The 11617-nt window shown below is 44.3% G+C and carries 11 protein-coding genes; all 11 read left to right on the top strand.

What is annotated here, in order from left to right; genetic code table 11:
* Positions 1–2 precede the first annotated feature (2 nt).
* The gene (gene spoIIR / locus AC4E8C_RS23965; RefSeq protein WP_490209126.1) at positions 3–986 is read left to right on the top strand and encodes a stage II sporulation protein R; all 984 of its coding nucleotides are present in this window, start codon (positions 3–5) and stop codon (positions 984–986) included.
* Positions 987–1227: 241 nt separating this feature from the next.
* Positions 1228–1674 (top strand): GNAT family N-acetyltransferase, encoded by a 447-nt coding sequence (locus AC4E8C_RS23960; protein WP_490209125.1) that lies wholly within the window; start codon positions 1228–1230, stop codon positions 1672–1674.
* 184 nt (positions 1675–1858) lie between these two features.
* Positions 1859–2902 (top strand): L-threonylcarbamoyladenylate synthase, encoded by a 1044-nt coding sequence (locus AC4E8C_RS23955; RefSeq protein ID WP_490209124.1) that lies wholly within the window; start codon positions 1859–1861, stop codon positions 2900–2902.
* A 241-nt stretch (positions 2903–3143) separates the two neighbouring features.
* Complete coding sequence (locus AC4E8C_RS23950) at positions 3144–3701, top strand: manganese efflux pump MntP (protein ID WP_490209123.1); 558 nt, start codon at positions 3144–3146, stop codon at positions 3699–3701.
* A 96-nt stretch (positions 3702–3797) separates the two neighbouring features.
* Complete coding sequence (locus AC4E8C_RS23945; protein ID WP_490209122.1) at positions 3798–5267, top strand: C39 family peptidase; 1470 nt, start codon at positions 3798–3800, stop codon at positions 5265–5267.
* 92 nt (positions 5268–5359) lie between these two features.
* Positions 5360–5809: a low molecular weight protein arginine phosphatase gene (locus AC4E8C_RS23940; protein WP_490209121.1), complete on the top strand. Its 450-nt coding sequence runs from the start codon at positions 5360–5362 to the stop codon at positions 5807–5809.
* A gap of 197 nt (positions 5810–6006) precedes the next feature.
* On the top strand, positions 6007–6453 hold the full coding sequence (gene rpiB / locus AC4E8C_RS23935; protein ID WP_490209120.1) for a ribose 5-phosphate isomerase B: 447 nt from the start codon (positions 6007–6009) through the stop codon (positions 6451–6453).
* A gap of 102 nt (positions 6454–6555) precedes the next feature.
* Complete coding sequence (locus tag AC4E8C_RS23930; RefSeq protein WP_490209119.1) at positions 6556–7122, top strand: TIGR01440 family protein; 567 nt, start codon at positions 6556–6558, stop codon at positions 7120–7122.
* Between the two features lie 185 nt (positions 7123–7307).
* Positions 7308–8549 (top strand): serine hydroxymethyltransferase, encoded by a 1242-nt coding sequence (glyA, locus tag AC4E8C_RS23925; RefSeq protein ID WP_490209118.1) that lies wholly within the window; start codon positions 7308–7310, stop codon positions 8547–8549.
* A gap of 229 nt (positions 8550–8778) precedes the next feature.
* Positions 8779–10662, top strand: a complete 1884-nt coding sequence (locus AC4E8C_RS23920; RefSeq protein ID WP_490209117.1) for an NTP transferase domain-containing protein — start codon at positions 8779–8781, stop codon at positions 10660–10662.
* The gene (locus AC4E8C_RS23915; RefSeq protein ID WP_490209116.1) at positions 10649–11614 is read left to right on the top strand and encodes a DMT family transporter; all 966 of its coding nucleotides are present in this window, start codon (positions 10649–10651) and stop codon (positions 11612–11614) included. Before AC4E8C_RS23920 ends, AC4E8C_RS23915 begins: the two co-directional genes overlap by 14 nt.
* Positions 11615–11617: the final 3 nt, after the last annotated feature.

Genomic DNA, 11617 nt, shown 5'->3' with positions numbered 1-11617 from the left:
GCGTGAATAAGTTCGTTCATAAGAGGCAACTAGCAAAAATATTAAAATTTACTAGTTTAAGATTCTGGCATTTTGTCCACAATGTTGATACAGAAGAAGGGACGGTGCTGGGAGTGAGAAGCAAATTAGTCGTTTGGGGATATTTAGTGGTGTTATCATTGGGAACAATGTTGAGTTTATATATGCCAAAAACAGAGGCGGCCGCAAAGGAGTCGATTGTGATTCCAGGGGAAGCAATCCGCCTCAGAATTTTGGCAAATAGTGATTTTGAAAAAGATCAAGCCATCAAACGCAAAGTGCGCGATGCGGTTAATGCTCAAATTACTCTTTGGGTGCAGGATTTAACCTCGATGCAGGAAGCGAAAAAAGTGATGAATGCGAAGCTTCCAGAAATTCAAGCGATTGCCGAAAAAGTGGTCCGCGAGCAAGGGTCAGATCAGTCGGTGAAGGTTGAATTTGGGAAGGTACAGTTTCCAACCAAATTATATGGTCAATTTCTATATCCAGCTGGTGAGTATCAAGCGATTTTAATTACATTAGGTAAGGGCGAGGGCGCAAATTGGTGGTGTGTGTTGTACCCGCCGTTATGTTTCCTTGATTTCTCGAATGGTGTAGCGGTAAGTGATGGGTTTGAGGAGGAGAGGGTGGCAAAGGCAGCCCCGGAGCCAGAGGCAGAAGTGGAACCGAAAAAGGAGACTGTCGCTGAGACTAAAGTACAAGTGGCCCCAGTAGAAGAGAAAGTGGTAGAAAAGGTAAAGCCTTTTAGTCAAGAAAAAGTCGTCAAAAAACAACAGCCAGTGGCGAAAGAAGTAGTGGAAGTGAAAAAACCACTTCCAGTTGAAAAAGAACCGAAAAAACAACAAGTAGAAGTGAAAAAGCCGAAGAAGCAAGTGGAGAAGGATGCACCATTGTATACAGCGAAGGATGAAGAGCCGGTGAAGGTAAAGTTCTTCGTAGTTGAAATGTGGGAAAAGATGTTTAACTAAGCGCTGGTTCCATCGGGACTGGCTATTTTTTTTTGAAAAGGGTCATTCGCTGATATATCCATAGATTCGCTGATAAAATAAAAAATTCGCTGATATCTCCCGGAAATCCGCTGATAAAAGTGGTTCGCACACAAAAAATATGAAAAAAACTAGTTTTTTTACTAGATTCCATTCCGCCCTGTTCTATTTTTCCTATCTATTCATAGTAATAGAGTAGAATCTTAAAAAAGAGGTGGATGGGATGCAGGCGGTTATTCGTAAGGCAAATAAGCAAGATTTGAAGAGTTTACAAGCATTTCTTTCGAAGGCGAAGCTTGGGACAGATGGACTAAATGAGGAAACCATCAACTATTTTCTCCTGCTAGAGAATCCGGAGGGGACAATCCGCGGCTCGCTCGGGATGGAGGCGTTTGGCGAATCGGGCCTGCTGCGCTCGCTCGTCGTCACTCCTGGACAAGCTGACAAGGAAATCTTTGTTCTTTTTGAGCAAATGGTTCAATTAGCGAAGGAAAAAGGGATAAAAAGCCTGTTTTTGGCAACTAATAAAAGTGTAGCCTTACCATTTTTTGAATTAATGGGTTTTCGCAAATTGGGGCGGGACGAATTACCTTCTGAATTTTTTCAATCTGAACATATTCGGCACGTTTTAAATGTGGATAACTCATTATTTTTAAAATTTTCATTATAATTGTGGATATATCCACAAAGTTATCCACTTTTTCCGCAAAGTTATGCACAAATTGTGGATAACGCTTGTATTTATGCCCACCTTCTTTTATACTTTCAAACGTACTGAATGAAAAAAATGAGTCTTTCCGTCTATTTTCGCCAAATTTCGCTAAAAGACTCATTAACGATAAAGGTGGATAACAATGAACACAAAAGTTTGGACAGTGGATAAGTATGTGGATAATCTCGAAAATAATCCACAGGTTGTGGATGCCGCAGATTTTTTACGAAAAAATGAAGTGGTCGCCTTGCCGACGGAAACGGTTTACGGACTTGGCGGCAATGCCGAAAGTGATGAGGCGGTCGCCAAAATTTTTGCCGCAAAAGGACGCCCAGGTGATAATCCGTTAATTATTCATATTGCTGAACGGGAACAGCTGACTAGATTTGTGGCGGAGGTTCCGGAAAAGGCGGAGATGTTAATGGACACGTTTTGGCCGGGCCCGCTGACGATTATTTTTAAAAAGAAAGACAGCGTGCTGTCGGAGAAGGCTACGGCCGGTTTGGATAGTGTAGGGGTCAGGATGCCGGATCACCCGGTTGGACAAGCGCTCTTGAAAGCATGCGGATTGCCGATTGCGGCTCCAAGCGCGAACAGTTCGGGAAAACCGAGCCCCACTAATGCACAGCATGTCTTGGATGATTTACAGGGAAAAATTGCAGGCGTTCTGGATGGCGGCCCTACAGGGGTTGGCGTCGAGTCAACGGTTGTCGATTGCACGGAGAACATTCCCGTCATCTTGCGGCCGGGCGGTGTAACCAAAGAGCAGCTCGAAGCGGTTGTCGGAGAAGTCCTCGAGGATGCGGCCTTAAAGGATGCATCGGCCAAGCCAAAAGCGCCTGGAATGAAATATCGGCACTATGCCCCCAATGCCCCGCTGATCATGGTGTCAGGCACCGCTGAGTTTTTGCAGCGTGTCGTCGCTGAAAAGCAGCAGGAAGGGCTCCGGGTTGGGATATTGACGACGGAGGAGCGGATGAATACGTATCATGCGGACCTTGTTGTCGCTTGTGGAAAACGGGCGGAGCTTGAGACGGTGGCGGCAGCGCTTTATGATACCTTACGCCAGTTCAATCAAGCCGAAATCGATGTGATTTATAGTGAAATGTTTCCAAATGAGGGTGTCGGGCACGCCATCATGAACCGGTTGGAAAAAGCGGCTGGACACAAGATTATCACGGAATAACACCAGGACCTCCATCTACGGAGGACTGGTGTTTTTTTGTCCCTTTTTAATGGTTATTAAGTGAGTATTGGTGACAGGCACCATTTGCACTACCGGCGTGATGTAATTGGTGTCAGGCACCATTAATAACACCACCAGGTAGGTAAGCGCCGACCGCATCCAATATTCCTTTGCCGGCTTGACTTCTAAATCCATTTGGACGTGCATATGCTTAGGTAGTTAGTCCAAGGGGGCGGGATGGATGTCAGAGATGGTTGGCGAAGTCATAACACTAATATTAATGGCATTTGCACTTGGGATGGATGCTTTTTCAGTTGGTCTTGGGATGGGGATGTACAAGCTGCGACTGCGAAAAATTTTTAATATCGGCCTCACCATTGGGTTATTCCATGTCTGGATGCCGCTTTTGGGGATTATAGCGGGGAAATTTCTTTCGGAAAAATTCGGTGCATTTGCTACCTTGATCGGCGGATTGCTCCTCATCTTGCTAGGATTGCAAATGATTTGGGCATCGTTGAAAAAAGGGGAAGAGAAAGTCATTACTCCAGTTGGATTTGGTTTATTGCTCTTCGCCTTAAGCGTGAGTTTGGATAGTTTTTCTGTGGGACTGACCCTAGGCATCTACGGGGCAAAAACGGTTATGGTGATTATTTGTTTTGGAATCGTGGCAACCGTGCAAACCTGGGCCGGACTGTTACTTGGCCGAAAGGTACAAGGCTGGCTGGGCCACTATAGTGAGGCCCTTGGCGGTGCCATTTTACTGGCATTTGGCATAAAACTGCTTGCAGCTTTTGTGTGAAAATATTCTAAAAACTCTGCTTCAAATATGATAGAATAGAATCTGGTAAATTTATGATCTACCAATCTATTTTAATCATAGGAGGAGGGACACCAATTGCGTCAAGCAGTATGGATCAAGGTTTTAATTTTTTTAATGGTAATCTCTCAATCTTTTTTTCCAAGGTTAGCTTTTGCTGAAACAGCGAGTGAAACCTTACAACTTCAATTAGTGGAAAAAATAACTGATCAAACAACGACAATTAAAGGGACTACATCCCCAAATGTAACCGTTAAGGTGGAAAACAGTGCCGGGGTATTGCTTAATTCAACAACAGCTGATGAAACAGGGGGTTTTGCAGTCGAGATTACCAAGCAGCTCGCTAAAACTCTACTAAAATTAACAGCTGAAGATGTGGATGGAAATACATATGCAATCGAAGTAACCGTAGCAGGCTGGGTCAAGCAGAATGGTCTGTGGTATTACGTTGATCAAGATGGGAAATGGCAGACCGGCTGGCTAGAGGATCAGGGCAGCCACTATTTTCTAACGTCAACGGGTGCGATGAAAACAGGCTGGTTACTGGAACAGGGCAAGTGGTATTTTTTCAAAAATAATGGGGCAATGGCGACCGGCTGGATTTATGACAAATATAAGTGGTATTACCTCAATGGCAACGGGACAATGGCAACGGGCTGGGTGCTGGATGCCGACAAGTGGTATTTCCTTGATGGTTCAGGTGCGATGAAAACAGGCTGGGTGAAGACCAACAATCGCTGGTATTATCTAAACAGCAGCGGGGCGATGGCAACCGGCTGGGTATTGTGGAACGGCCAATGGTATTTCCTTGAACAAAGCGGCGCCATGGCAACCGGCTGGCTGCTGGACCGCGGCCAATGGTATTATCTTAATTCCGATGGTTCGATGAAAACCGGCTGGGTCAAAAGCGGTCTGGATTGGTATTTACTAGGCAAGAGCGGGGCAGTTTCCGGTGCGGAGCTTGATGCGCCGCTTGTTGCGCAAATGCCAGAGCTCCCACGCGGCTGTGAAGTGACGTCTCTTGCGATGCTTCTTTTGGATGCTGGTGTGAGTACGAATAAAATGACGTTAGCATCACAAGTGCGAAAAGATCCAACCCCTTATTCAAAAAGTAATGGGCAAATCTACTTTGGCAATCCCTATTCAGGATTTGTCGGCGATATGTACACCTTCAGTAAACCGGGCCTTGGTGTGTACCACGGGCCAATCGCAGAACTGGCGGCAAAATATCTGCCTAATCGCGTAGTTGATTTAACCGGTGGTAATTTTGAGGAGATATATAAGTATTTAAATAACGGGAAACCAGTATGGGTAATTAACAATGTCATGTTCGACACCGTTCCGTCGCAATACTGGCAAACATGGAACACTCCATCTGGAAAAATTTCAATTACGTACAAGGAGCACAGTGTCCTTGTGACAGGCTATGACAGCCAATATATTTATTTTAACGATCCGCTGTCTGTTACGAAGAATCGCAAGGTCGCGATTAGTGCGTTCAAACGCGGTTGGCAGCAAATGGGCAGACAAGCCATCAGTTTGCGCTAATTTTTTAAAAAGCCTTCTTTCGAATCGTTCGGGGGGAGGTTTTTTTAAAAACCAGCGGGGTAGACTAATAAAATTGATCGGGGGTAACGTGTGTGAAACATATATTATTTGTATGTACGGGAAATACATGCAGAAGCCCAATGGCAGAAGCCATTTTGAAAAATAAACATCTCTCTTGGGTGGAAGTGAAGTCGGCTGGGATCTATGCGGCGAATGGCAGCGAGGCGTCCACACATGCAAAAACGGTGCTGGATAGCAATCACATCCCGCATCAACATCGTTCTAGTATGTTAACGAGGGCCGAGGTGGACTGGGCAGACCTCATTTTAACCATGACCACTTCCCACAAATTTGCGATTCAACAGCAATTTCCGGATTCTGTTAGGAAGGTGTTTACGTTAAAGGAATACAGCGGCGAAGCGTTCCAACAAGATGTTGGCGATCCCTACGGCGGCAGCTTAGAAATCTATGAGCAAACCTATCAGGAATTAGAATATTACATTGATAAGGTGATTGAAAAACTGCAGTTGTCAGGCGATTGATTAGAGGATAGTTTGGGAATCTAGTTGAATAGGATTTAATGGACAGCTCTCTTCAACAAGGGGAGCTATTATTTTGTTTACGGTGACAATTATGGCTTGAACGGGACCTGTGCTCTTTGAATGTATCACTTTATCTTTTTTTGGCAGTGTGTCAAAATGAAAGCAGATTAAAAGGAATGAAACAGGAGGAATGGTTCATGAAAGTGGCATTGGCATCAGATCATGGCGGCGTGAATATTCGCAAAGAAATTGCTAAATTACTGGAGGAATTAAAGATTGACTATGTGGATTTCGGCTGTGAGTGTGAAACATCGGTCGATTTTCCAGATTATGCGCTGCCTGTAGCGGAAAAAGTAGCGAGCGGTGAGTTTGACCGAGGGATTTTGATTTGTGGAACAGGAATCGGCATGAGCATTGCTGCCAACAAAGTGAAGGGGATTCGCTGTGCGCTTGTTCATGATACATTCAGCGCACGCGCTACTCGTGCCCATAATGATTCTAACATGCTGGCGATGGGTGAGCGCGTCATCGGCCCTGGCTTAGCGCGCGATATCGCGGAAATTTGGCTGACCGGGGAATTCGAAGGCGGCCGGCATGCTAAACGGATCGGAAAAATTACCGAATATGAGAATAAGCATTTATAAAATAAATGGTATAAAGGCCATTTCAACCTTTAAAGGGTATCCTAACGTTTTTAAAGGAAAAGGTAACATTAATAACTCTTTTTAAAAGAAAGGTCGAGGCAAATGATCCAGGAATGGGGACAGGAATTAGAAGCGGTACTCACCGAATTTAAAGAGCAGGCCGAGTTTAAGCCAGGACAGCTGCTTGTCCTCGGCTGCAGCACGAGCGAGGTTATCGGTGAGCGAATTGGGACGGCCGGCACGGTTGAAGTAGCCGAAATGATTTTTCGTCAACTGAAGAAGCTCCAATCAGAAACCGGAATCCAATTAGCCTTTCAATGCTGTGAACATCTAAATAGAGCGTTGGTCGTTGAACGTTCTGTTGCCACTGCTCGAGGGCTTGAGGAGGTATCCGTTGTCCCAGTTCGTAAAGCAGGCGGAGCGATGGCAACTTATGCATTTGGACAATTGGAAGATGCCGTCGTGGTCGAATATATCAAAGCAGATGCCGGGATCGACATCGGACAAACCTTAATAGGGATGCATCTGAAACATGTCGCAGTCCCAATCCGGGTCAAGCAAAAAAGCGTGGGTCATGCCAACATTACCTTGGCAAAGGCACGCCCAAAACTCATAGGCGGCCCCCGTGCCGTATACGAAAGAAACTCAGAAAATCTAAGCTGCTCGTAGTATTAATGGTGCCTGACACCATTAACACCATTGACATGATTGACACCTCGTTCGGTTTTAAATGGTGACGGCTGCCCGTCCGCTCATTTTTGCTTTGTTTAGGGTGGCAAACTACGAAGGATATGGTAGAATAAAGAGTGAATTTTCGAATTTTTATGGCTTTATACATAAAAGGGGGATGTAAGATGAAGCATTTGTCACAAGCGGATGAGCAGGTTTTTCAAGCTATTCAACAAGAATTAGGACGGCAGCGTTCAAAAATTGAATTAATCGCCTCAGAAAACTTTGTTAGTGAAGCAGTCATGGAGGCACAGGGATCTGTCCTAACGAATAAGTATGCCGAAGGGTATCCAGGACGCCGTTACTATGGCGGCTGTGAATATGTCGATGTGGTGGAAGACCTTGCTCGCGATCGTGCCAAGCAAATTTTCGGCGCGGAGTATGTCAACGTTCAACCGCATTCAGGGGCACAAGCCAATATGGCTGTCTACTTCACCATCCTCGAACAAGGCGACACCGTGCTGGGAATGAACCTGTCTCATGGCGGTCACTTAACACATGGCAGCCCTGTAAACTTCAGTGGTATTCAATATAACTTTGTTGAATATGGTGTGGATGAATCCACGCACCGTATTAATTATGAAGACGTTCGTGCGAAAGCACTCGAACATAAACCAAAGCTCATCGTGGCCGGTGCCAGTGCCTACCCGCGTGAAATTGACTTTGCTAAGTTCCGTGAAATTGCGGATGAAGTCGGTGCGTATCTGATGGTGGATATGGCTCACATCGCTGGACTTGTTGCAGCAGGCTTGCATCCAAATCCAGTCCCATACGCGGATTTTGTTACCACCACAACGCATAAAACGCTAAGAGGTCCGCGTGGCGGGATGATTCTTTGCAAAGAAGAATTTGGCAAGAAAATTGATAAATCAATCTTCCCAGGCATTCAAGGCGGCCCGCTTATGCACGTGATTGCCGCTAAAGCTGTGGCTTTTGGTGAAGCCCTGCAGCCAAGCTTTAAAGAATATGCCGGCAACATTATTGCCAATGCCAAGCGCTTAGCGGAAAGTCTTCAAAAAGAAGGCTTAAAGCTTGTGTCCGGCGGAACCGACAACCACTTGCTGCTTATCGATGTGCAAAATTTAAGCTTAACCGGCAAGGTGGCTGAAAAGGTATTAGATGAAATCGGCATTACGGTGAACAAGAATACCATTCCGTACGATCCGCAAAGCCCATTTGTGACAAGTGGAATCCGTGTTGGTACCGCAGCGGTTACTTCACGCGGCTTTGGATTAGCAGAAATGGACGAGATCGCAGCGATTATCGCCTTCACATTGAAAAATCATGAAGATCCAGCCAAACTCGAAGAAGCACGCGCACGTGTCGAGGCACTAACCAATCAATTTACTCTTTATCCAGAATATTAATAGTGGAAAGATGACCCTCTTATTGTTAGAGGGTCTTTTTTTGTGGTAAACAAAGTGAATCATCCAATTTGCCTCGGATAGACAAAACTTCCTTGGAAAACGATCAATAGCCTAGATAATTTTAAAAAAAAGGTCGAATTAATTCGTAAAATTTGTGTATCCAAATTATTAAGTTTGTGTTAAGATTCTATTGTTCAAATATTGAACGATAAGGAGTTGGAATCCGATTATGGATCGTTTTCAATTATTAGATGCTCTCTCAAAAAATCCAGATTTGTCACAACGAGCATTAGCAGATCTTAGCGGCCTTTCAGTCGGAAAGGTAAATTACTCATTAAATCAATTAGCAGACGAAGAATTCATACAGATTAACAAGTCAGGAAAAGCTCATCATTATACGGTAACCAAAAAGGGGAAAGAATTTTTAAAAAAGGAATTAGACCAACGTCAAGAAACAAAGGTCATCCTTCATAACAGTGAACGAAAGATCATCAAACAGGCGGTCCTGCTTGCGGCAGGAGTAAAGGATGAGTTTGATCAGCCGGCCTGCCTGCTCCCCATTAAGGATACGACTTTGTTGGAAAGAACGATTGGTATTCTCGAGAACAATGGGATTGAAAAAATTATCATCGTAACAGGCTATAAACAAGCGGCCATTGCCGAAGTCCAGTCGTTGAAGGAAAATCCGGCTATTCAATTCGTGGAAAATCCACGCTACCTGTGGACAGGCAGCATGGCTTCCCTTGCAGCAGCGGCCGAATCGATTACCGATGATTTTCTGTTGATTGAGGATGATATCTTGATTGAGGAAAATGCGGTAACGGAGCTGCTCAACCATGAAGAACGGGATTGCCTGCTGATTACAAAAGAGAGCGGTTCAGGCGACGAAGCCTTTATCGAAATTCAAAATGATTATCTTTATAAAATCTCCAAGGATATTCATCAATTGAACCGAATTGACGGAGAAATGACAGGCGTGACCAAAATTTCTTATGATTTTTATAAAGAAATGCTGAAGGTATACGAAAATAATAAAAATCCATTTGTTAATTACGAATACATCATTTTGGATGTATCCAGGATTCTAAACGTGGGTTTATTTAAAATCCCTGATTTAGTTTGGGCTGAAATTGACAGTTATGAGCAACATTTTAAAGTGGTTGATAGAATTTATCCGATGTTGCAGCGAAAAGAAGCTGATTTTAAGGAACGGGAATTAAAGCAAGTCGTTGCCGCTGCCTTAGATATTAGTATCGACGATGTCAATTCTGTAGAAGCACTTGGCGGCCTGACCAACCGGAACTTTAAGGTTACCGTAAGGGGTCAAGAGTACGCGGCTCGAATTCCGGGAAGAGGCACAGAACAATATATTAATCGGCTTGATGAAAAAATCAACTCGGAAATTACAAGTCGGCTGGGAATCAATCCGGAAGTCGTTTATTTTGATGAGCATTCCGGTTTGAAAATTGTCCGATTTATTGAGAATGCCGAAACACTCAATCCAAAAACGGGAACACGCGAAGACAACTTAGTTCAGGTGGCTGATATTTTTTATCAATTGCATACATCCGGGGAAACCTTTAATGCCCGCTTTGATGTGTTTGAAAAAATCACTGAGTATGAAACGGTTTTAGCGAAATTAAATGGAGAATTGTTTGAAGGCCATGAAGAAGTCAAACGGCAGGTTCTTGAGCTGGAGGAATTCTACAAATCCTTAAAAATAGCACCAGTGCCTTGCCATAATGATCCGCTGGCAGAAAACTTCGTGAAAAGCGGCGAAGACAAGATGTATTTGATTGACTGGGAGTTTTCCGGCATGAACGATCCACTTTGGGATGTGGCTGCCTATATTATTGAGGCTGAACTGACACCAGCCCAGGAGCAGTTATTTTTGCTTGAGTATTTTAAGGGGACAATCACAAGCGAAAATCGCCAGCAGCTTTTACTAAATAAGATTTTCCTAGATTTTCTATGGACGATTTGGGCCTTGATGAAGGAAGCAGGCGGCGAGGATTTTGGTTCCTATGCATTCAATCGATATACCAGAGCACAGGCTAATTTACAGTCATACCAAACTGAATTTAAGGGGAAGATGAAACTTGGAAAAATTTAATGCAAAAGGCGTGACTGTCGGTTTAGGAGCAGGCTTAACATGGGCCATCGATACCATTTTAATCGGCTATGCCCTTGCCTCAACGACTTTTTTAGAATTTAGTGATATTGCTTTGGCCGCTCCATTACTTAGTACGTTTTTGCATGACGCGTTTTCATCGATTTGGATGATGGTGTTAATGGCTGTCAGAGGCGAACTCGGCACCGCTTTTAAAAAGCTGCGAACGAAAAGCGGGCTGTGGGTTGTGCTTGCTGCCACACTGGGCGGACCGGTGGGGATGACGTTTTATGTGTTATCAGTTCAGAGTATCGGGGCATCCTTTACGGCCTCCATTTCATCGATATTCCCGGCAGTCGGCGCGTTCTTTGCCTTCTTAATTTTACGAGACAGGCTTTCCTTGAAAAACTGGTTCGGATTATTGGTCAGCATAGGCTTCACGATTGCGCTTAGCTATTCAGGTGACTTAATTACCAGCACGTCCGTATCGATTGGTCTTATTTTTATCATCTTTTGTATCTTTGGCTGGGGGATGGAATCGGTTATTTCTGCCTACGGGATGAAAGACGATGAAGTCAGTCCATTGCAGGCTTTGTTTATCCGCCAATTCACGTCGGCTGTTATCTTTGCCGTGTTAATCATTCCGATTTTTGTCGGCCATTCGCTTACGGTGCAAGTAGCCTCGACGAAGACGTTTTGGTTTATCGGATTAATCGCTTTGTTCGGTACCCTTTCCTATGTACTCTATTATCAAGCGATTAAAATGATTGGTCCGGTCCGGGCCATGTCGTTGAATATTTCATATGTCGCTTTTGCAATTTTCCTTGATGTGCTATTCTTAGGCGGAGACTTCTCCTTGAGAAATATGATCTTTGCCGTCTTCATAATGGTCGGTGCGGTCATGACGGTGATGGTCAATAACAAGGAACCAGATTTGAAAAGTGAGGTAGCATAATCA

Source organism: Neobacillus sp. SRL179 (assembly GCF_984799095.1).
Note: the sequence above shows the minus strand (reverse complement) of the source record. Positions and strands in the feature narration are given on the sequence as shown.